Genomic DNA, 21,834 nt, shown 5'->3' with positions numbered 1-21,834 from the left:
ATTACGTGAGGATCTCGATCACCGATCGGTGCAACTACCGCTGCGTCTACTGCATGCCTCCCGAGGGGATTCCCGCGTTGGAGCACCACCGGATCCTTCGTTACGAGGAGATCCTGTTTCTCTGCGAGGCCTTGGTGGCCATGGGGGTCCGGCGAGTGCGCTTCACGGGAGGCGAACCCCTGGTGCGCAAGGGGGTGCTTCCCTTTCTTAAGGAACTGCGGGAGCGTTTCCCTTCCCTTCGCGTGGCCTTGACCACCAACGGTTCTCTCCTGAAGCCCTACGCTCAGGACCTTGCCGCCCTGGACCTGGACAGTTTGAACGTCAGCCTCGATACCCTGGATCCAGAGCGTTTTCGTCAGCTGACCCGTTTGGGGTGCCTTCAGGATGTTCTGGGCGGACTGGATGCCGTTTCCAGGGCTGGCGTGGCTCCCATCAAGCTGAACACGGTCCTCATCCGAGGGGAGAACGATCACGAGATCCCTGCCCTGTTGGATTTCGCGCATCGGCGAGGCCACCTGCTGCGGCTCATCGAGTTCATGCCGCTGGAAGACCAGCGTTGGAGTTCCGACGCCTTCATCGGGGCCGACGAGATCCTCCGGAGTCTCCCGGGGCCAGGAGACTGGATCGAAGAAGAGGAGGCGGAGGCGGGAGTGGTCAAGGGACCCGCCCGCTATTTCCGCAACCGCGTCACCGCCCAGCGTTTGGGGATCATCGCGGCGGTCTCCCACCACTTCTGCTCTCAGTGCAATCGGCTTCGGATCACCGCCACGGGGGAACTCCGGACGTGTCTCTTTGCCCAAGAAGGCACGAACCTGCGCCCCTTTCTTGCGGCACAGGACAAAGAGGGACTCGAGAAAGCCCTGCGTCGATCGGTTCTGGAAAAACCCCGTTGTTGGGAGGATGTCCAAGACGGGAAACTGCACATGTCCCACATAGGAGGTTAAAGCATGTGGACCCATTTTGACGAGGAGGGACGTCCGCAGATGGTGGACGTGAGCGGGAAGGCTCCCAATCTTCGAGAGGCCTGGGCAGAGGGGTGGGTTCGCGTCACGGTTCCCATCCTGGAAGCCCTGCAGGGCCACACCCTGAAGAAAGGGGATCCCTTCCCCGTGGCGGAGCTGGCGGGAATTCAAGGGGCAAAGCAGACCTGGTCCCTGATCCCCCTTTGCCACCCCCTGAGGCTGGACCAGGTGGAGGTGCGCTGCGAGCTGGTTCCCCATCGATGCTCCGTCCGCATCCTTTCCCACTCCGTGGCCACGGAAGCCACGGGGGTGGAGATGGAAGCCCTCATGGCGGTCTCCGTTGCCGCCCTGACCCTTTACGACATGTGCAAGGGGCTGGACAAGGGGATGGTGCTGGAATCGATCCGCCTCCTGAGAAAGACCGGCGGGAAGAGCGGAACTTGGAGCTGCGATGGAGAGGGCGCTCCGTTTTCTGGAGAGGCGGCCGAATCATGCGCCTCCTGAGGCTCTTCGACGGAGAGCAGGGGCAGGAGCTGCCCCTTGCTTACTTGCACCGGGATCGCCAGGGCAGGACGCTCTGCAACGGGTCTCCCCGGCAAGTGAGCCTTCTTGCCCCGGGACAGGCCGGGGTAGAGGGAGAGGGACGGCTCTTTCTCACCCTGGCTCCCTACGCCTCTCCGGCACCGGGGGATTTCCTGGCCCTGGCGGGGGGGCAGTGCCTCCTACGGATGCCCGAGGGGGTGGGGGACGGGGCCCTGGAGCTGAAGAGCCCGGGGTTTGCCTCCATCTCCTGCGATGTGGAGCTCTGGCCGTGCCTTCGAGCCGGGGTGCTCACCATCAGCGACAAGGGGGCTCGGGGGGAACGGGAGGACACGGCAGGTCCCGCCTTGGCCGAACTGGTGGAAGCCCAGGGGGCGGTGGTCCTGCAGCGGGAGGTGGTCCCCGACGATCCGGGCCGGATTCGAGATACGGTGGTACGCTGGTGTGAGCAGGAGCGGCTTCACCTGGTGCTGTGCACCGGGGGGACGGGGATCGGTCCTCGGGACCGGACCCCCGAGGCGCTGCTGGAGTTGGCGGACCGGGTCGTTCCCGGGTTCGGGGAGACCATGCGGCTTCGGACCCTGGCTCATACGCCCCGGGCTTTCCTCACCCGAGGGTTGGCGGTGACGCGGGGGACCACGCTGGTGGTGGCCTTCCCCGGCAGCGAGCGGGGAGCCCGTCAGTGCTTCGAGGCCATCGTCCCGGGGCTGCGTCATGGGGTGGAGACCCTTGCAGGGATGGCCTCGGAGTGTGGAGGAACTCACGCCCACTGACCGTTTTTCGTGGAACCGACCGAACCGCAGGAGGAGGTGGATCCGTTGAACGAACCTTTGCCCACCCAGGTGCGACGGGGCATCATCCTCACCGGGCTCTCCGGAAGCGGGAAGACCACGGCGCTCCGGATCCTGGAGGACCAGGGGTTTTATGCCATCGACAACCTTCCGCCGGCGCTCCTCCCTCAGCTCCTGGACGTTTTGGGAGGGCACCACTCTGCGGTGACCCAGGGCATCGCGGCGGTGGTGGACGTGCGGGGGGAGCACCTGTTGGACGATCTGGAAGTGGTGCTGGGAACCCTGAGGAGACACCTGGACTCCCTGACCCTGGTCTTCCTGGACGCCTCTGATTCGGCCCTGGTGCGACGCTTCGAGACCACGCGGCGCAAACACCCCGTCGGGTCCGACGGGACTCCCCTGGAGGGAATCCAAAGGGAAAGACAGCTTCTCCAGCGGCTTCGATCCTTGGCGGACGTGATCCTGGACACCTCGGATCTGCAGCATCACGTCCTCCGCCAGCGTTTGCTGGAGGATCTGGGGTTGACCCCCGCCTCCTTTCTCGTCCGGTTGACCTCCTTCGGTTTCAAGTACGGCCTTCCCCAGGATGCGGATCTGGTCTTCGACGTCCGTTTCCTCCCGAACCCGAATTACGAACCGGACCTGTGTTCCCTTTCCGGTGTGGACCGGGAGGTTCAGGCCTATTTGGCCCCTCTTCCGGAAATGAACCGTTTTCTGGAGCTGACAGGGGGCTTGGTCCGCTTCGTCCTTCCCCTGTACCGGCAGACGGGGAGGATGCGCCTGCATCTGGCGGTGGGATGCACGGGGGGACGTCATCGTTCCGTGGCGGTTGCGGAGTCCCTGTACCAGGCCCTTCGCTCGGAAGGCTACGACGTGAACCTCTGCCATCGAGATATGGACAAGGAATCCGTAGGGTGATGGATCCCCTTCTGGGTGCGGGGCTGGGTTTTTTTGCGGGAGCCTTTGCGGCGTGGGGAACCCGCCTCCTCCTGGAACGGGAGAGGGGAACCCGAACCGGAGGGGCGAGAAGGCAGGATGTGATGGCAAGCGCCATCGAGTACCGACTCTCCATGGGGCCGCGCATCGTGGCCATCGGGGGGGGTACGGGGCTCTCCACCCTGCTTTCCGGGCTCAAGGGATTCACCCGGAACCTGACGGCGGTGGTCACGGTCACAGATGAGGGAGGCAGCTCCGGGCGCCTTCGTCAGGAGTGGGGGGTTCTGCCCCCCGGGGACGTGCGCAACTGCCTGGTGGCCTTGGCGGAGAACGACAACGCCCTGCAGCGGATCCTGTCCTTCCGGTTCGATCGGGGGGAACTGGCGGGGCACAGCCTGGGCAACCTGATCCTCCTGGCCACCACGGAGCTGGCGGGGGACTTCCAGCGGGCGGTGGAGGAGCTGAACAAGCTCTTGGCCATCCGGGGGAAGGTCCTCCCCGTCACCACGGAGTCGGTGGTCCTGGTGGGGGAGACGAACTCGGGCCTTCGCGTGAAGGGGGAGCTGGACGTTTCCGCACACGGGAGCGAGCTGAACCGCCTCTGGCTGGAACCCCGTCATGCGGAACCCCTGTCGGAGGTTTTGCAGGCGATTCGGGGGGCGGAGATCATCGTCCTGGGCCCCGGGAGCCTCTTCACCAGCATCCTTCCCAACCTGTTGCTGGAAAAGGTCGCTCTGGAAGTCCGGGCGGCGGCGGCGCCGAAGATCTACGTGGCCAACCTGATGACCCAGCCGGGTGAGACGGAGGGCCTCTCCCTGCTGGAACACGTGGACTGGATCACCAGCGTCCTGGGCAGCCTCCCGGACGTGGTGGTGGCCAATCAGGCCCCTATCCCTCCGGACATCCTGGACCGCTACCGGCAGCAGGGGGCGCAACCCCTCCGCCTGAGCGCCGAAGAGGAACGGTTCCTGAACGATGCGGGGACCCTGGTGCTTCAAGGGGACTTCGTGGGGTTGCAGCCTGCGGGGGGGTATCTGCGCCACCACACCCAACGGCTTTCCGAGGCCCTGGTCCGGTTCTCCCGGGACGCGAAGGAGGGTGGATCGTGGCGGACCTGAAGGTCGCCATCTGGGAGGAGTGGAGCGCCTTCTCCCTGGAGCGACACGGGGAGGCGGAACTGGCGGGACTCGTGCAGGGGTTGGAGCCTGCGCAAGGGCAGGACGGGGTGGTGCTCAGGACTCCCCGTCGATTTGTCCTTCGTCGGTTCTTTCGCCTGTGGAGCCGATGGAACCAGGAGGAGCATGCTCTTCCCCCCCGGTTGTTTCCCCAACGATCCGAGAGCGGCACCCGGGTTTCCCTGCTTCTGGACCCCCGAGTCCTGGAGACCCTGGTGCGCCGAGGCGCCGGATCGACCCCGGAGGAGGAAGGGGCTTGGGTCCGGGGGCTTTTCGGGGCCTGCGGCGCCCTCTACCTTCCCAAGACGGGGTACCACCTCGTCTTCCGACCGCCTCGGGACGAGGAAGTCCTTCTGCGCCTCCGGGGGTTCTTTCGACGGCGCCGGATCCCTTCGTCCCGGAGGGAACGGGACGGACGCCAGGAGATCACCCTTCGAGACCAGGGCAAGATCGCGGATTTCCTTGCCCGGATGGGGCTCATGCAGTCGGTGCTCCGCCTGGAGGAGACGGCCATCGTCCGCTCCCTGCGGGACCGGGCGAACAAACTGGTGAACTGCGACGCCGCCAACATCGCCAAGAGCCTGGATGCGGCGGCACAGCAGCTTAGGATGGTGCGTGCCCTGGAGGAGCGCTGCCTGGAGGAGTCTCTTCCCCTCCCCCTGAGGGAGCTGGTGGAGGCGCGTCGGGACAATCCCAGCCTCTCTTTGAGGGAATTAGGTCAGATTCTCCCTCATCCGGTGTCCAAGAGTACGGTAGAATACAGGTGGAGGAAGTTAGAGGGGATGTTCTCGAGCCTGTTGAAGGGGGATGGTGAGCATGTACTTGGGAAAGGCGGATGTCAACACCTACGATAAGGGGGCGGGCCGCGAGGTCCTGATTTCCGATGGCCAAGGCAGCTACGGATTCTCCACTGTCATCGGAGCCAACACGAGAAAAGCCCACGGGCTGCTCGTGGTCCGCCCGGAAGGTCAGTCTCTCCACCAGGTTCTGGCCAGCAAGGTCGAGGAGACCCTGTTCGCCCACGGGAAAAAATACCAACTCTCCACCAATCGCTACAAGGACCTCATCTACCCCGATGGGTTTCGCTACCTCCAGGAATACCAAGCCTCTCCGATCCCCAGCATGTTGCTCGTGGTCCACAGCATCCTGATCCGCAAATCCCTCTTCATGCCCCAGGGAAAAGGCTGCACCATCGTGAAGTACGAGCTTCTGGCCAGCCCGGAACGGGTCCGCATGGAGCTTCGCCCGCTCTTCGCCCACCGCCTGAACACCGAGCTTCCCCAGGAGGGAGAGCGCCCCCTCTTCGAAGCTCGGGAGGTTGCCTCGGGGCTGAGGGTGGAGGGACGGGACCTGGTGAGCCACGTCCACGCGACCCGTGGGGAATGGAACCTCAAACCCCTCTGGTTCGACCACCTGCTCTACGAACAGGAGGATAACGCCTCCGACGTGGCTCTGGAGGACCTGTGGTCCCCCGGCCAGCTTCAGGTGGAGCTGGAGGAAGGGGATTCGATCTACCTCGTCCTGTCCAAGGATCTTGCCCCGTTGACCGACAAGGAGTCTGTAGATCTGGAGAAGGAAACCCTCCACCGGCTGCAGTCCATCGCCGCAGACGTCCCGCTTCAGCCTCGTTCCAGCCTCCTGCAGGACCTGATCCACGCCTCCTACCACCTGGTGGACGAAGGCAGCAAGGGAACTCCCGCCGTCTATTCGGGCTACCCCTCGGTGCAGAACCGGGCACGGGAGACCTTCGTGGCCCTTCCGGGACTGTTGCTCAGCACCGGAAGGGAAAGGATGGCCCTTGATCTGCTGCGGCACTGGGTGGGCTTGGCGAACCAGCACGAGGGGGTCGTCCCCAGCTACATTGACCCCTGCGGGATTGCATCCTTTGAGGGAGCGGACAGCGGACTCTGGCTTCTCTACGCGGCCCAGAAGACCTTCGAGTTCATGGAGAATCCCGACGGAGCTGCGGATCTCTGGAAGGGACTGATTCCCGTCCTGGATCGTTATGCCCAGGGGATCCCCTCTCTGGATCTGGAATGCCATGAAAACGCCCTCCTGTACCTCACCCACCCGCACCCCGGGCGTCACTGGATGGACGGAACCACCCAGGGAGAGCCGGTGGTTCGGCGCCAGGGCTATCTGGTGGAGTTCGGAGCTCTGTGGTACAACGCCCTGCGCTTCGGGGAACAGCTGGGCGAGTTCTTCGGGGATGGGGAAAAGGCGGCATGCTACGGGGCCCTTGCGGACCGGTGCCGCGAGAGTTTTCTCAAGGTGTTCTGGAAAGGGGAGCAGGGAGCCCTGGTGGATTGGTCCGACCCGCAGAACGACCAGGAGGACCTGTCCATCCGCCCGAACCAGATCCTGGCGGTCTCCCTCCCCAGCAGCCCCCTGGACCCGGTGATGGGGCGGTCCGTGGTGGAGACCTGCTGGAACGAGCTCTATACTACCTACGGCCTCCGTACCCTGGATCCCCGACACGAGAAGTTCAAGGGGCGTCAGGAAGGGCGGCCGGACCAGCGGCTGAAGGCTCGGTTCCGGGGCATGGCCTGGCCCTGGCTTCTGGGGCATTTCGTGAGCGCCTACCTGCGGTTCAACCCGAACCGAAGGGATATCGGATGGACATTCCTGCGTCCCTTCAACGCCCACATGCGTCACGGCTGCCTGGGAGGCGTGGCAGAGTTCTTCGACGGCATCATGCCCTACAAGCCCCACGGGGACGTCCTTTCCGCCGCCAGCTTGGGGGAAATCCTCCGGGTCCTTCAGGAGGACCTTCTGAAACCGTCGGTGTAGGTTTCTCCTTACGATAACGGCGTCATGGGTTCGAGGCAGCCTCTTGGTTGCTGCCTCAGGGCACGGGAAGCGTAAGCGTCCAGAGACGAGCAGAAATCCTTACCCTCCCCTGGTGAACGGCGAAGGAGGTCATCGGCATGGTGAAAAAGACACGGGTGGCGATCAACGGTTTCGGACGGATCGGGCGGCTCTCCCTGCGGGCGTTTTTCCAGAAGATGGAGGCGAACCAGTTCGAGGTGGTGGCGGTCAACGACCTGACCCCCCCGCCGTCCCTGGCCTATCTGTTCCGGTACGATTCGGTGTTCCGGCGCTTTCCCGGCACCGTGGACGTGGACGGGGACAACCTGGTCATCCAGGGACAGACCATCCGCGCCCTGGCGGAGCCGGATCCCACGAAACTTCCCTGGAAGAACATGGGGGTGGACCTGGTCATCGAGTCCACGGGGCGTTTCACAGACGGGGAGAAGGCCAAGGCGCACCTGGAGGCGGGGGCTAAGAAGGTCCTGATCACCGCGCCAGCCAGCAACGAGGACGTCACGGTGGTTATGGGGGTCAACGAGGAGACCTACGACCCCGAGAAGCACCGGATCCTCTCCAACGCCTCCTGCACCACCAACTGCCTGGCCCCCGTGGCCAAGGTGCTCCAGGAGCGCTTCGGCATCGTCAAGGGTCTGATGACCACCGCTCACGCCTATACCAACGACCAGAAGACCCTGGACTTTCCCCACAAGAACTACTCCCGAGGGCGTGCCGCAGCCCTCTCCATCATCCCCACCAGCACCGGAGCCGCCAAGGCCATCGGAAAGGTGATGCCGGAGCTTAAGGGCAAGATGAACGGCTTCGCCCTGCGGGTTCCCACCCCGGACGTGTCGGTGGTGGACCTGGTGGTGGAGCTTCAGCGAAACACTACGGCGGAAGAGGTCAACGGGGCGATGAAGGAGTACGCCGAAGGCTGCCTCAAGGGGATTCTGGCCTACGAGCCGGAAGACCTGGTTTCCATGGATTTCGTGCAGGACAGCCACTCCTCCATCTTTGCCCCCATGCACACCCAGGTCATCGACAACATGGTGAAGATCCTGGCCTGGTACGACAACGAATGGGGGTACAGCAGCCGGGTGGTGGACCTGGTGAACTACGTGGTCCGGAAGGGCATCGCCTGACCATGGACCTGCGCACCTTCTCTCCCGAAGACGTGCGCGGGAAGCGGGTTCTCCTGCGTGTGGACTTCAACGTCCCCATGAAGGATGGGCGGGTGACCGATGGGACCCGCATCCGAGCGCACCTGGAGACCCTGAACGCCCTCCGGTCAGCGGGGGCGCGGGTGGCTTTGGTCTCCCACCTGGGGCGCCCCAAGGGAAAACGCAACCCCGATTACAGCTTGGCCCCCGTGGCGGAGGAACTGCGCCGCATCACGGGATGGGAAGTGGGCATGGCGGAGGACTGCATCGGTCCCGAGGTGGCTCGGGCCGTGGAAGCCCTTCCTGCGGGGGGATTGCTCCTCCTGGAGAACGTCCGTTTTTACCCCGAGGAGGAGAAGAACGACCCCGCCTTTTCCAGGCAGCTGGCGGCCCCCTTTGACGTTTTCGTGATGGATGCCTTCAGCGCCGCCCACCGGGCCCACGCCTCCACGCGGGGAGTGGCGGACCTGCTCCCCTCCTTCGCCGGTTCCCTGATGGTGGGGGAGGTGCAGGCCCTAAGCCAGGTCCGGGATCATCCGGAACCCCCGTTCTTTCTCATCCTGGGAGGGGCGAAGGTTTCCGACAAGATCGGGGTCATCGAGAACATGTTGGACCGTGTCTCGGGGATCCTCGTGGGAGGCGGCATGGCCTTCACCTTCCTCAAGGCGCAGGGAAGAGAGATCGGACGGTCCCTCTGCGAAGAGGACAAGCTCGACTTCTCCCGGGAGATGTTGGCGGTGGCGGCGGAACGCGGCCTGCCCATCCTGTTGCCGGAGGACGTGGTGGTGGCGGAGGAGATCCGCGAAGGGGTCCCCTCCTCGGTCGTCCCCGCGGACCGGATCCCCTCTGGAACCATGGGACTGGACATCGGACCGGCTACGCAGGCGCGTTTTCGCGAGACCCTGCGGGAAGCCCGGACGATCCTGTGGAATGGCCCCATGGGAGTCTTCGAAATGGAGGCCTTTGCGCAGGGGTCCCGAAGCGTCGCCCAGGACCTGGTAGCCGCCCGGGCACGCGGGGCCGTCACCGTGGTGGGAGGGGGAGATAGCGCGGCGGCGGTGGCTCTCTTCGGCCTGGAGGATCAGGTGGGGCACGTTTCCACCGGTGGGGGTGCCAGCCTGGAGTTCTTCGAAGGGCGCATGCTCCCGGGAGTGGAACCGCTGCTTCGCTCCTGAAGGAAAAGTCGAGCAGGAGAGTTCCGGAGGCGGGGGAGGAGGGGAGAGCGTCTTCCCTTTCCCCCGCCTTTCTTCTTGAGGTCAAAGGCCCCTATGGGTTATATCCGTAAGCTGTGGGGCGGCGAAGGCATCACAAAGAGGAGGAATCACCATGCGTACGAAGATGATCGCGGGAAACTGGAAGATGCACCATCGGCCCCAGGAGGCCCGGGCATTCGTGGAGGAGCTGGGTCGGGTACTCTGGGCTCGAAACGAGCTGTACGGTCCCCTGAAGGAGGGGGTGGCGGAGGCGGTGCTTTTCCCCACGGCCTTGAGCCTTGCGGCGGTTCAGGACGCCCTGGGGGATCTCCCCGTTTCCCTAGGGGCGCAGAACGCCCACTGGGAGGACCATGGGGCCTTCACGGGAGAGATCGGGGCTCCCATGCTGGCCGATTTTGGATGCGCTTACATTCTTATAGGACATAGCGAGCGACGCCATCTCTTCCACGAGACGGAGGTTGAATTGGCCCGAAAGCTGCGGGCGGTCCTGTCCACCTCGGCCCGGTGCCTGTTCTGTGTGGGAGAGCTGTTGGAGGAACGGGAAGCGGGAAAGACCCATCAGGTCCTGGAGCGACAGCTGCTTGGGGCGCTGGAAGGCGTGACGATCCCGGATCTGACGGATCGGTTTGCGGTGGCCTACGAGCCCGTCTGGGCCATCGGGACCGGCAAGACCGCCAGCGACGGGGATGCGGAAGAAGGATGCGGGTACATTCGTCACTTGGTGGCGGACCGCTACGGCCAGGAGACCGCACAACACCTGCAGGTGCTATACGGAGGGAGCGTCAAACCTGGCAACACCGCAGGGCTGATGGTTCAGGGGGATATTGACGGGCTCCTTGTGGGTGGTGCGTCTCTGGAGGTCCCGTCCTTCGTGGGGATCCTGGAAGCAGCCCTCGGGATCCTCCGGCCATAGGGGCCCAAAACGCGAATCAAGGCATTCGCCGAACCTCGAACTCCGGCCAATGCAACATAAGATATATTATAGGACATAACTTTTCCCTGAAAGAACGGGTCGGCTCCCCTCTTCCGGGGGGCCGACCCGTTGCCTGTGCTTCTATGCTTCGTCGGGATCCTGAAAGCGCTCCGTGGGGGCATCGCCCCAGATGCGTTCGATGCGGTAGAAATCCCTTGCCTGGGCGGAAAAGAGATGGACCACCACGTCACCCGCATCCAGGAGCCTCCAACGGGTGCTGGTTTCGCCCTCCCGACGCACCGAAGGGAAATGGTCCTCCAGGTATTCCAGCGCTTCCTCCTGGAGGGTCTTGAGGTGGACATCCGACCGAGCCGTTGCCAGGACGAAGAGGTCCGTGACTCCCAATGTCCCGCGAACGTCGATGAAGTCCACGTCCTTGGCGTGTTTGTCCGTCAGGCGAAGCCCAAGCCCTCGATATTTCTTGAAGAGTTCCCGCGCATTCTCCTGTGTTTCCTCTAGGTCCCGTCCCTGGGGTGTCTCCGAATGGGCCACCTTGGCCTTCCCTCCTTCTTGTTTCTCGTTTGATTAGCTTCGGAACATATTTTTCCCGTTTTCCACGGTTCCGTCTGCCTTTCGCACCGGGGCACCGAGGAGATTTAGGGAGCCGAGGTCTTCCCGGAATCGGGGACTGATCCTCCCACTCCCGTCCCCTGATTCAGCGATAGACGCTCGAAGATGGTCTTGTAATCCCGCCCCAGAACCAAGGTTGCCGATACGGCCTGCCTTCCCGGGCGGACCAGGGCAGGCCGGATGCCGCAAAGGCGGGCCAGGGTTTCGGCGGTCCGATGCACCGTGGCGCTGGCCTTCTCAGGATACACCACATTGCTGAAACGATAGTCGTAATGCTTGGCGTTGCCGGTGTAGACCACGTCCACCCCCATGCGCTGGAGGTGCTCCGCCGCCGTCTGGCTCAGACCGGCCTTCCCCACCCCGTTCAGTACCGACACGGGTTCGGGGATGGCTCGGATCAGGGCCAGGACCTCTTCGGGGGTCATCTGCTCCGTGTCCGGGGGAGCCGCCTCCTTGGTCCCCCCCGAGGAGGCGGGGTTGGCGGCCCCGTCTCCCGCCGTGCTGATGCCCGGGTTCATGGAGGGCGTGCTCCTTGCCGTTCCCTGATCTGCCGACAGGAGTGCTTCCATGGGAAGGGCGAAGAACGTTCTGGCTCCCTCGCTGTCGGGAATCCAGTAGCTGATACCCTTCAAGTAGTCCGGTTTTCCGGGGAGGACGGCAAAGAGGATGCGTTCCCGGTCCAGTTCCTTGACGAATCCCCCCAGCTGGACGGACTGGGATGCGGTCAGATCCGTTCGGATGAAGGCGACGATCTCCTTGGCAAGGTCCGGGATTCGGGTCAGGTACTCCGGTTGCTTGAGTTTTGCCAGGGCTGCCTTGATGAATTGCTGCTGTCGCTGCACCCGGCCGATGTCGCCCAGGGCGTCGTGACGGAAACGGACGAAATGAAGCGCCCGTTCCCCGTCCAGGTGCTGCTCTCCCGCAGGGATGTCGATATTCAGATGCCCCGCTCGATCCACGTAGCGAAGCCTCTTCGGCACGTGAAGATCCACCCCCCCGATGATGTCCACCATGCGGGGAAAGGTCCCGTAGTCCAAGAGGATGTAGTAGTGGATGGGGACCCCCAGGTTCTTGCTCACCGTGGAGCGGAGCAGGTCCACTCCCCCGAAGGCGTAGGAGTGGTTCAGCTTCTGCCACCCGTGTCCGGGGATCTCCACCCGGGTGTCCCGAGGAAGGGACAGAACTCGGGCGCTCTTTGCGTCCAGGTCCACCGCCGCGAGGGCGATGCTGTCGGTACGATGGGAGCCCTCCACGTTGTCCTCCCCGAGCAGGAGGATGTTCACCTTTCCTGTCATGGCGTCGTGGAGCACCGTTTCCTTGATGACCGCCACGGGGGTATGGGCCATCCTCTGGAGGCGGAAGTAGACGCCCGTTCCCGCGGAGATGCAGGCAATCAGGATTCCAAGCAACAATACGCCCTTTTTCACCGGCTCCTCAGAACCTCCCTCGCATCGTTCGCATCGTGGTCAGGGCTTGCCCCGGTAGAGGCCCTTCTTCTCAATATACTGGGCCACGGGGGTGGGTACCAGGTAGCGGATGCTTCGCCCCTGGGTCACGCGCTGCCGGATTTCCGTGCTGGAGATGGCCAGAAGGGGGATCTCCAAGGGCAAGATGGCCCTTCGAACCGCCTCGGGGAGGTCCTCCATCTTCTTCGGGTTGTATCCTGGCCGACTCACCGCCACGAGGTGACACAGGCCGCTGACCTCCTGGGGGTTCTTCCAGGAGAGGATTTCCAGCACCGCGTCCAACCCCGTGATGAAGAAGAACTCCACCGAATCCGGAGGGTACCAGTGGCGCATCTCCCGCAGCGTGTCCACTGTGTGGCTGGAGCCTCGACGTTCGATCTCCAGGCGGGAGACCCGGCTGTGGGCGTTGTCCAAGGTTGCCAGAAGGGTCATGGCATAACGGTCCTCCGGGGAGGTCACCCGGTCTGCCTGCTTGTGGGGGGGCAACCCCGTGGGGACGAAGATGACCTCGTCCAGATGGAAGGCGGAATAAGCCTCCTCCGCCGCCAGGAGATGCCCGTAGTGGATGGGATCGAAGGTCCCGCCCATGATCCCGATTCGCCTCCTCGCCCTTTCGGGCGGGACGGGAGGGTTCGTGTGACCCTCTTCCCGGGAAGAGACGCCGGTGTTCAAGCTGGGTTCTCCCCCTCGCCGCGCGTCGATTCCTCGAAATCCCGGTCCTCCTCCACCGCATCGGCGGTGGGGTCCGGTGAAAAATCGAAGCTTGTGGGACCGATGAACACCGTGTCCCCCTCCTCTGCCCCCGCTGCCACCAGCAACTCTTCCACCCGGTACTTTCGAAGAAGCCGGGAGAACCGGGTGAGGTTCTCCTCGTAGTCGAAGTCGTAGCGGATTGCCGCTTCCTCCAGTTGGGGATGGACCACCCGGAAGGCACCATCGGGAAGGTGCAGTACCTCCACCCGCCCCCGACGTCTGCGCCCCGCAGGGAGAGGTTCCGCCTCCTCCAGGACGGGAGCAAAGAGCCGAGCCGTCCCTTTGGGGCGGGGGTGCTCCGCCGCGAAGGCCAGCAGATGCTCCGCCAGGGCAGGAATCCCTTCCCCCGATTGGGCACTCACCGCCAGAAAGCCGAAGCCCCATTCCTTGAAGGTGCTTCGCAGAAGGGGCAGCAGTCGTTCCCGGGCCTCCGGATCCAACAGGTCCGTCTTGTTGCCGATGACGAGGCAGGGACGCTCCGTCAGCTCTGGGTCGTGGGCTTCCATTTCCTTGCGCACCAGGCTCCACTGCTGCACGAGAGTCTCCCCGTCTCCCTCCGACAGATCCAGCACATGCAGGAGAAGGCGGGTCCTCTGGACGTGGCGCAAAAAGGCGATCCCCAGCCCTCGGTTCTCGTGGGCTCCCTCAATGAGTCCGGGGATGTCCGCCAGGACGACCCGTTCGGACTCCGTGGACAGAACCCCCAGGTTGGGGGAAAGGGTGGTGAAGGGGTAGGCGGCGATCTTGGGCCTGGCCTGGCTCAGAGCCTGAAGCAGGCTGGATTTGCCCGCATTGGGGCAGCCCACGAAACCGAAATCCGCGATCAGGCGAAGCTCCAGTCGCAGGGGGCGAGATTCCCCGGGCATCCCCTTTTCGGCGAACCGGGGAGCCTTCCTCTGGGAACTGGAAAAGGCCCGGTTGCCCCGGCCTCCTCGGCCTCCCCGGGCCACCAGAAGGCGGTCTCCCGGTTCCACCAGGTCCGCAAAACCCTCCCCCGTCTCGGCGTCGTAGATCAGGGTTCCACAGGGGACCCGTAGTTCCCGATCCGAGCCGCCTCTTCCGTTGCGGTTCGAGCCGCTGCCCGCGCGGCCTGGTTCGGCACTATAGCGTCGGGCGTACTCGAAATCCGCCAGGGTCTGGAGGTTCTGGTCCGCCACCAGCCAGACGCTCCCCCCCCGGCCCCCGTTTCCGCCGTCGGGACCGCCCTTGGCAACGAACTTCTCGCGCCGGAAGCTCATGCATCCGTTGCCGCCGGCGCCTCCGAGGACCTGAATCTCCACCGTATCGAGAAATTTCATGGGTTCACGCACCGGCCCCCAAGGGGCCTTCTCCCTCCAACACAAAACAGGGGCCCAGGAATCCCCTCAGGCCCCTGCACATACCAGACACCCGGCGGCTCATGCAGCCGGACCTCTCGCCTACTGCTGCGCCGCGACGATGTTGACGAACTTGCGGTTCGCCTTGGTCTCGAAGCGCACCACGCCCTCCGAGAGGGCGAAGAGGGTGTCGTCCTTTCCCCGTCCCACGTTGCGTCCGGGGTGGTACTTCGTCCCCCGCTGCCGCACGATGATGGTACCTGCGGTGACGCACTGGCCGTCGCTGCGCTTGATCCCCAGGAACTGGGGGTTGCTGTCCCGACCGTTGGAGCTGCTTCCCTGCCCCTTCTTGTGGGCGAAGAACTGCAAGTCAAGAATTCGCTTCATCTCGTTCCACCTCCACGATGCAAACCTGTTTCGGATGGGCTTCCGCCACGGCCTTCAGGGCCAAGCGGATCGTCTCCCCCAAGGCTGTGACCCGCGGGTCGTCGCTTCGTTTCCAGATCACCCGGCGAAGGGCCTTGCGCGGATCGCACTGAATCCGGAGGCTCGGTTCCCGGATCACGTCCTCCATCCCCAGCTCCAGGGTCTGCACCAGAACCGACACGGCGGCACAGACAATATCCCGTCCCCGGGGCGCGAAGCCCGCGTGTCCCTGCGCCTCCAGGCCCACCAGCTCCCCGGCTTCCAGAAAGAGCCGAACGGACGTCAAGGGGCCTTCGCGCCGCGACTACGCGCGGATGTCCTCGATCACCAGCTCCGTGTAGGGCTGCCGGTGTCCCCGGAAACGGCGGTAGTTCTTCTTCCTCCGGTACTTGAAGACGATGACCTTGTCCTCTTTGCCGTGGTTGCGCACCTTGGCGGTCACGGAAGCGCCGGAAACGTAGGGATCCCCCACCAGCGGGGCGTCGTCCTTCCCCACCAGGAGGACCCGATCCAGCTCCACCAGGGAGCCCGGCTCCACGTGGAGCTGTTCCACCCGGATGCGGTCCCCGGACTGAACGCGGTACTGCTTGCCACCGGCCTCGACGATTGCGTACATATTTACCTCTCCTTCCGCTGCGGGTTCAGGTGGGCGTTGCCCTTGAGTACCTGCCCCAAGCGATACAAATGCCGACCCATAGTACTCGCGCTAAGGGGGACACGTCAAGGCGGCTGCGGATCCTCTGCAGCCGCCTTGACGTGCTTTCTTCTCGGTGATGCTGTTCTTTTGTGGAGAGAGGGGGCTTATCTCTGGTTCAGCAGGCTCAGGACCTGCGAGGGAAGCTGGTTGGCCTGGGAGGTGACCATGTTGTTGGCCTGCATGAGGATGTTCAGCTTGGTGAACTCCATCATCTCCCGGGCCATGTCCGCGTCCAGGATCCGGGACCGGGCGGCGTTCAGGTGTGCCGAGGCCGTCTGGAGCTGCGGGACGGTGTGCTCCAACCGGTTGATCTGTGCCCCGATGGCGGCCCGCTGGGTGGAGACCCGGTCCAGGGCATTGTCCAGCCGGGTGATGCTGCGCGCCGCCGCCTCCTGGCTCCGCACGTCCAGGTTGTCCACGTCCAGGGCTCGAACCTGCACGTCCCCCAGAATGAGGGACAGGTCTTCCCCCTCGTTGGCCCCTACCTGAAGCTGGGCGGTGCTGTCCGCCAGGTGGACGAATTGGTCGAAGGAGGACTTGAGCCCCGCATCGAAGGTGCCCCGCTTGTGGTCGAAGGTGATCCGGCTCAGGCCGAGGGTGCTCCCGATGTCCAGAGCCACGTTGTCCCCCAGAAGTCCGTAGAGGCGCTTTCCCGCCAGAACGTTCCCTCCCTGCCCCGCCTGCTTTCCCGAGTGGGCGTCCGCAGCGCGCACTCGGAACTCCGTGTCTTGGGCCTCCTGGATGGTGGCAAACCCCAGGGCCTTCAGAAGGTCCTCGCTGCCGTAGAAGTGGAGCTTTCCCTCCTCCCCGGGCAACACGGAGTGGGCAAGGAAGGTGGCCATGACGGCTTCATTTCCGCTTTCCCCGGGGACGTTGTTCACGAACTGGAAGATCTCCCGTTTGTCCTTTTCCTCCATCAGGTCGGGGTTGTAGCCGTAGGGCAGGATGTCGTCCTCCCCCCGGAGAACCCCGTCGTGCTGCATGAGCAGGTGCAGCCAGATCTGTTCGGAGATCTGCTCCCCCAGCTTGCCCATCTCCGAAAGGGACCCCAGGGGGACGTGGATCTCCCGGTCTCCCTGACGGATGGTGAGCTGTTCCGTGTTGTTCTCCAGGAGAAAACGGCCGTTCTTGCCGTAAAACTGGGCGATGTCCTCCGCCCGGCTGTAGTAGTGGGCCTTGCCCGCGTCCATGCCCTGCTGGTAGAGCACCTCGAAGGTAAGGGAGTCCGTCAGGACCGGTTCTCCTCCGGGATGGTAGTCCCCGAAGGCCAGAGACAGGGTGCCGTCCATCACCTGGTCGCGGTGGAAATGGTCGCTGTCGGGCTTGGCGATGTTGTTTGCCAGCTGGTAGATCCCCAGATCCAGCTTCCGGTGGTCCAGGATCCCTTCGTTGAAGCGGAAAGAGTGGGGCATGTTGGTGCCCCGGTTGTCGGAGAACAGGTCGATCTCGTCGGTGTTGGGCCGGAGGGCCGGGTCGGCCTGCTGTTCCGCTTCGCTCAGGCCGTTGACGAAGCCGCTGGCGGTGAGGGCGAGGGTGAATCGATCCCCCTCGTGCCAGGTCTCCTTGTCGGAAAGGGTGAATTCGTCGAAGGCCAGGCCGCCGAAGGCGGAATCCCGAAACAGCACCACCGGGTTCAGCACCTCCGCCGGGACCACCGGAGGCAGGGCGGAGGAGTTCTTGCTGGTGTTGGGGCCCAGGTTGAGGCGGTAGTCGTTGTCCTCCACGTACCACTGGTTTCCGTCCCGGTCCACGACCCGACCCTGGATGCGGAACTTCAGGGACCCGTTGTACACCTCCAGCACGTCAAAGACCAGGGAGGCGTTGTAGGGGTTGTACCGCTCGCTGTGGAACTCGTTCAGGGGGCCGTAGGTGCCGTCCGTCCGGGTGCCGTACTCGTAGTTGGAGTACCCCACCCCGGCTACGTAGTCCTTGATGTTCTTGCTCCCCCCCGCCTCCATGCTCTGGAGGAAGACGCTGGTCACCAGGGCCCCTGCGGAGGGCCGCAGATCTCCCTGGTAGTTGATCTCCAGGCGGGCCCGATGGGCGCTGGCCTCCGTCCCGTCCGGGGCCCCCACGGTGCTGCCCGCGGCGAAGCCTCCTGCTTCCCCTTCCAGGATGACACTCCCCTCGTAGTAGCCCAGTCCGGGGATGTCGCTGCTGCCGTTGAGGGGATCCACGAAGTAGCCCAGCAGGTTGAAGGTGTGGCCGTTTTCCACGCCCTGGGCCAGGCGGTACTGGGCGGAGCTGCCCCAGTCGGGGCGGTTCTGCCGGAACGGGTCCCCCTGCACGGCGATGTTGGCGGTGGACTGAAAGGCCGTGGGGTCCGCGGGGGTTCCGTTGACCCCGTCCAGCAGGGCTGCGGCGGAGACGTTGATGACGAACTTGTCCCCTGCGGTGAGGCGGCTTCGATCGATCTGGAGGTTCGTGAAATGGATCTCCCCGAAGAGGGTCACGTCCCCGCTAGCCGCCACGATCTCCGGGGTCGTGTCGCAGGAGGCGGGGAGGGTGGAACCGTCCCGGCGGAAGCCCTTGGCGCGCACCGTGAGGTCCGTGCCGTCGTACTCGAACATCAGGGAGGCGTTCACCTCGTTCTGTCGGTACAGCTCCGCGGCGGTCACCACGGAGGCGGGGGTGCTGCCGTTGCCGAAGAAATAGGTGGTGTCCTCCCCGTAGTAGGACTGGGCGTACCACGGGGTGGTGCCGGCGGTATCGTTCCAGTAGGCCCCCGCCCCTGCCCGTTCCCCGTAGCTCACGGACGTGTCCTGGTTCACCGTGCCGAAGGTCAGGTTATGGCTCAGGGCGGCGGAGCCGCCGATGCCCGCCCCGGTGCGCACCAGCTGGTGGAGGGATCGGCTGCCTCCATCCAGGGCGCCGTCGTTGAAGACGTAGGTGATCCCGTTGGTGACGCCCCCGTTGTTCCCCGCGTCGGGGTACAGGCCGTCGTAGAGGGTCAGATCCACCCGGTCGCTGGTTCCCGCCGCCCGGGCCCGGGTGTAGGTCATCCAGGACTCCCCGACGGCAAAGTCCGCCGCATTGGGGTTGTCGTCCCGAAGGGCGAAGGAATCCAGCACGCTGTGGCCCAAGGCGGCGTTGAGGATCCCGGCGTTTTGGGTTTCCGTGGCCGCCCCCGTGCCCTCGTAGAGGGTCACCGCTCCTCCCGCCGCCACGTGGGCCGCGTTTGCGTCGTTGCCGTTTGCGGTCACCTGAAGGGTGACCGCGTCGTGGGCCTGAAGGATGTTGGAGGTCACCCCGTGGGTTCCGGTGTTCTCCGTGGTGGACCAGAGGGAGCCGGTGCTTTCGAAGAGCTTGCGGTTGGCGTTGATCCCCGGGCCTGAATCGACTCCGGATTGGGTCATGGACAACCTCCGGCGCCCCGCCCCACTGGAGACGTTGGTGAAGGCGATCTGACCGTAGTGTTGCGGGGTCGTGTGGTCGGGCTGTTGGGACCAGGTCACCTGTAAACCCGCATGGACCCCCGAGAGGGTCGCAAAGGCCTGTTCGATGTTGTCCCCGGCCACGGTGACGGTGGTGGTTCGGCCGTAGTCCAGGTTGGGGGTGCCCGTGGCGGAGGTGCCCCGGTTTGTGGAGACCCCTCCCCCCCAGACCTCCGTCAGGGAGTTGTTGGTGCCCCCGGTGAGGGCGATCCGGTATCCCGAAACCGCCAGGTTGCCCAGCTGCAGCTGCCGGGTGACCCCTCCTCCCACGGAGGCAACGGTGGCGCCAGCGTTGTTGCCCGTGAGGCCGTCTGCTGCCAGGGCCGTCTGGATGCCCGTCTGGAGGGCCGAGGCGATCTGTCCCGCGTCCCGATCCCCCACGGCCACGGTGACGTCGCGGTTCACGTAGACCCGGTTGCCCGTGGTCACGGCAGCGCCTCGTCCCACAGTGAACGTGGTGCTGGCGAAGCTGCCGTTACGGAGTTCTCCCATGGTTACGCCGGAAAGGGTCACGCTGTAGAGGCTGGCGCCGGTGAAGCTGAGGCCGTTCAGGGCGCCTGCGGAGGTGGTGGCCACTCCCAGATCCGTCCCCCCCACGTTCTGCAGGGCCGCGGCGATGCCCGCCAGATCCTGCCCCGCCGTGGCCGCCGTGACGGCGTAGTTGTGCGCCCGGGCGGTGGAGGTGTGGGTCCCCCCTCCATCAAAGGTGTGGTCCAGGGCCAGTTCCCCCGCAATGTCGCCCCCCGAGACGAGGTCCACGTGGTAGTTGGCGTCTCCGGCGATGGAGACCTGGGCCGCCGTCGTCCCGGAGCCGACCACCGAGGCGTTGAGACCTGCGATGCCGTCCACGGCAGAAGCGAGGTCGGCCAGGGTCTGGCCGTTGACTCCCAGAACCGTGACCCGGCCGTAGTCCCGGAAGGCTCCCGCAGCGGTGGCCCCGTCTGCCACGGTCCCCGCCAATCCGAGACCGCCGCCCCCAACCCCGGTCTCGCCCACGTCCAAAGAAGAACCGGAGGCGTTGGTCAGGTCGATGCGTCGGGTGGAACCGGAAGTCACGACGCTTGCGGAGACCCCCGCAAGGCCGGAGGCGTTGATGTCGGCGGCGATCTCCTCGATGTTCCGTCCGCCGATGTTCAGGGTCACCGGGCCTCCCCCGATGTCCAGGGTCAGGGTGGCCCCTGCTGCGGCCTGCCAGGTGGAGGTGGCGGTCAGGGTGTTGCCCCCGGAGGAGGTGCGGTAGGTGACGGTGGCGGAGGTGTCGTCCGTCCCACGGTAGTCCAGGTTCACAGTCATCTGGGCGGCCTGGTGGGTGACGTAGGATTCCGTGAGGGTGACGTCCCCCGCCATGAGGTCCCGTCGGTCCGTGGCGGTCACGGCGAAGTGGGTGAAGAGGTTCACGTCATTGGTCGCCCGGGTGGTGAAGGCCACGTTCCCCCCGGCCCCGTCGGCGGTGATGGATTTGCCCCCCGTCAGGTCGTTGCGGTAGGTCTGGGATGCCGCGGCGATGGCCCCTTCGTCCGCCCGGATGCCCAGGACCGCGTCGAAGTTGGACCCCGCCCCCCGGCTGCTCATGTCCACCCCCGTGACGATGCCGTTGGTCAGGGCGTGGTCGAAGCTGGCCATCATGGGAACCCGGTCGGAGACCCGGAGGTCGTAGGACCCCGGAGCCAGGATGTTGGGGGTGGGAGAGGCCTGGACGGAGGCCCCGATGGCGGCGGCGGTGGAGATGGCTGCCCCTTGGTAGTACCAGATCCCCCCGAAGGGGGTTTCCCGGGTCTCCAGCCCCCAGACCCCCTCCACCAGGTTCAAGGCGGACATGGAGGTGAGGCCAGAGCCCGACCAGTTGCCCGCGGCGTTGTTCTCATGGGTTCCGTGCTTGAGGGAGAGGATGTGGCTCTTCTGGACCTGTTCCTGTCCTTCCCGAAGGACGCTGAAGGTGACCTTGTAGTTCCCCGCGGCGGAATGAAGGTTCCCCAGGGAGTCCTTGGAGGTGAGCGGTCCGGAGAGCACCACTCCGATGTCCCGGGTGCTGGTGCTCCACAGGGCGGCCTGGGTTCCGTCCAGGAGCTTCTTTCGGTTGAACTGGGTCTGCCGGGCGATGGCGTCGATCTGCTCCCCCAGCTGGTCGATCTCCGTCTGGATGTGTCCTCGGTCCTCGGCGGTGAGGGTGTCGTTGGCCCCCTGGACGGAGAGCTCCCTCATCCGTTGGAGCATGGACTGGATCTCCTGAAGCCCACCCTCTGCAGTCTGGAGGAGGGACATACCGTCCTGGGCGTTTCGGGCCGCCTGGTCCAATCCCCGGGTCTGGGCCCGCATCTTCTCGGAGATGGCCATGCCTGCCGCGTCGTCCGCGGCAGAGTTGATGCGCAGTCCCGTGGACAGACGGTTCAGGGCTTTGGAAAGCTGGCGGTTCAGTTTCGAGGCGGTATTGAGACAGAGCAGGGCGCTGACGTTCGTGAAGATCCGCAACCTCCACACCTCCCGAGGGCAAGACACGAGGGGAGCACCTTCCTGCGAGGCTCCCCTCTTTCTTTTCGGTTCCCAAAGGGGTGCACTGTATCTTGTGGAACTTCATTTTGCGCGATTGCGCCCGAAGGCTCTTGCGGGGAGAGC

Annotated in this window: 18 protein-coding genes; 10 read left to right on the top strand and 8 right to left on the bottom strand. The window is 64.8% G+C overall.

Annotated features, from left to right (window positions below):
• Positions 1-5: 5 nt before the first annotated feature.
• The 10 genes from moaA (at position 6) to tpiA (ending at position 10,499) form a co-directional block, all read left to right on the top strand.
• Positions 6-944, top strand: a complete 939-nt coding sequence (gene moaA, locus APAU_RS07445) for a GTP 3',8-cyclase MoaA (protein WP_232207707.1) — start codon at positions 6-8, stop codon at positions 942-944.
• Positions 945-947: 3 nt separating this feature from the next.
• A complete protein-coding gene (gene moaC / locus APAU_RS07440; protein ID WP_006301100.1) occupies positions 948-1,466 on the top strand; it encodes a cyclic pyranopterin monophosphate synthase MoaC in 519 nt (172 codons plus the stop codon).
• Positions 1,454-2,275 (top strand): MogA/MoaB family molybdenum cofactor biosynthesis protein, encoded by an 822-nt coding sequence (locus APAU_RS12590; protein WP_006301099.1) that lies wholly within the window; start codon positions 1,454-1,456, stop codon positions 2,273-2,275. The genes moaC and APAU_RS12590 overlap by 13 nt, the downstream gene beginning before the upstream one ends.
• Before the next feature lie 45 nt (positions 2,276-2,320).
• A complete protein-coding gene (gene rapZ / locus APAU_RS07430) occupies positions 2,321-3,211 on the top strand; it encodes an RNase adapter RapZ (RefSeq protein ID WP_006301098.1) in 891 nt (296 codons plus the stop codon).
• Positions 3,211-4,347 carry a gluconeogenesis factor YvcK family protein gene (locus APAU_RS07425; RefSeq protein ID WP_006301097.1) on the top strand — a complete coding sequence of 379 codons (1,137 nt, stop codon included), beginning with the start codon at positions 3,211-3,213 and terminating at the stop codon, positions 4,345-4,347. Before rapZ ends, APAU_RS07425 begins: the two co-directional genes overlap by 1 nt.
• Positions 4,335-5,258, top strand: coding sequence for a DNA-binding protein WhiA (gene whiA / locus APAU_RS07420; protein WP_006301096.1), 924 nt, complete (start codon positions 4,335-4,337; stop codon positions 5,256-5,258). The genes APAU_RS07425 and whiA overlap by 13 nt, the downstream gene beginning before the upstream one ends.
• Entirely contained in the window at positions 5,221-7,194 is a 1,974-nt protein-coding gene (locus tag APAU_RS07415; protein WP_006301095.1) for an amylo-alpha-1,6-glucosidase, read from the top strand. Before whiA ends, APAU_RS07415 begins: the two co-directional genes overlap by 38 nt.
• 137 nt (positions 7,195-7,331) lie before the next feature.
• The gene (gene gap, locus APAU_RS07410; protein WP_006301094.1) at positions 7,332-8,354 is read left to right on the top strand and encodes a type I glyceraldehyde-3-phosphate dehydrogenase; all 1,023 of its coding nucleotides are present in this window, start codon (positions 7,332-7,334) and stop codon (positions 8,352-8,354) included.
• 2 nt (positions 8,355-8,356) lie between these two features.
• Entirely contained in the window at positions 8,357-9,547 is a 1,191-nt protein-coding gene (locus APAU_RS07405; protein WP_006301093.1) for a phosphoglycerate kinase, read from the top strand.
• Between the two features lie 151 nt (positions 9,548-9,698).
• Positions 9,699-10,499: a triose-phosphate isomerase gene (tpiA, locus tag APAU_RS07400; RefSeq protein WP_006301092.1), complete on the top strand. Its 801-nt coding sequence runs from the start codon at positions 9,699-9,701 to the stop codon at positions 10,497-10,499.
• A gap of 141 nt (positions 10,500-10,640) precedes the next feature.
• On the opposite strand, the gene rsfS is transcribed toward tpiA, so the two are convergent.
• From rsfS to APAU_RS07360, 8 genes are all read right to left on the bottom strand, one after another.
• A complete protein-coding gene (rsfS, locus tag APAU_RS07395; protein WP_006301091.1) occupies positions 10,641-11,051 on the bottom strand; it encodes a ribosome silencing factor in 411 nt (136 codons plus the stop codon).
• A gap of 104 nt (positions 11,052-11,155) precedes the next feature.
• A complete protein-coding gene (locus APAU_RS07390; protein ID WP_232207706.1) occupies positions 11,156-12,538 on the bottom strand; it encodes an LCP family protein in 1,383 nt (460 codons plus the stop codon).
• A 57-nt stretch (positions 12,539-12,595) separates the two neighbouring features.
• Positions 12,596-13,267 carry a nicotinate-nucleotide adenylyltransferase gene (nadD, locus tag APAU_RS07385; RefSeq protein WP_006301089.1) on the bottom strand — a complete coding sequence of 224 codons (672 nt, stop codon included), beginning with the start codon at positions 13,265-13,267 and terminating at the stop codon, positions 12,596-12,598.
• Positions 13,264-14,646, bottom strand: a complete 1,383-nt coding sequence (gene obgE, locus APAU_RS07380) for a GTPase ObgE (protein ID WP_006301088.1) — start codon at positions 14,644-14,646, stop codon at positions 13,264-13,266. The genes nadD and obgE overlap by 4 nt, the downstream gene beginning before the upstream one ends.
• 120 nt (positions 14,647-14,766) lie before the next feature.
• Complete coding sequence (rpmA, locus tag APAU_RS07375) at positions 14,767-15,051, bottom strand: 50S ribosomal protein L27 (RefSeq protein ID WP_006301087.1); 285 nt, start codon at positions 15,049-15,051, stop codon at positions 14,767-14,769.
• Complete coding sequence (locus APAU_RS07370) at positions 15,035-15,376, bottom strand: ribosomal-processing cysteine protease Prp (protein ID WP_006301086.1); 342 nt, start codon at positions 15,374-15,376, stop codon at positions 15,035-15,037. Before APAU_RS07370 ends, rpmA begins: the two co-directional genes overlap by 17 nt.
• Positions 15,377-15,394: 18 nt before the next feature.
• Complete coding sequence (gene rplU, locus APAU_RS07365) at positions 15,395-15,706, bottom strand: 50S ribosomal protein L21 (RefSeq protein ID WP_006301085.1); 312 nt, start codon at positions 15,704-15,706, stop codon at positions 15,395-15,397.
• Between the two features lie 185 nt (positions 15,707-15,891).
• Positions 15,892-21,699, bottom strand: coding sequence for a flagellin N-terminal helical domain-containing protein (locus tag APAU_RS07360; protein ID WP_408626244.1), 5,808 nt, complete (start codon positions 21,697-21,699; stop codon positions 15,892-15,894).
• Positions 21,700-21,834: the final 135 nt, after the last annotated feature.

Origin of the sequence: Aminomonas paucivorans DSM 12260, assembly GCF_000165795.1 — a bacterium.
Classification (GTDB): domain Bacteria; phylum Synergistota; class Synergistia; order Synergistales; family Synergistaceae; genus Aminomonas; species Aminomonas paucivorans.
The sequence above is the reverse complement of the archived record's forward strand: the minus strand, read 5'-3'. Positions and strand labels throughout refer to the sequence as shown.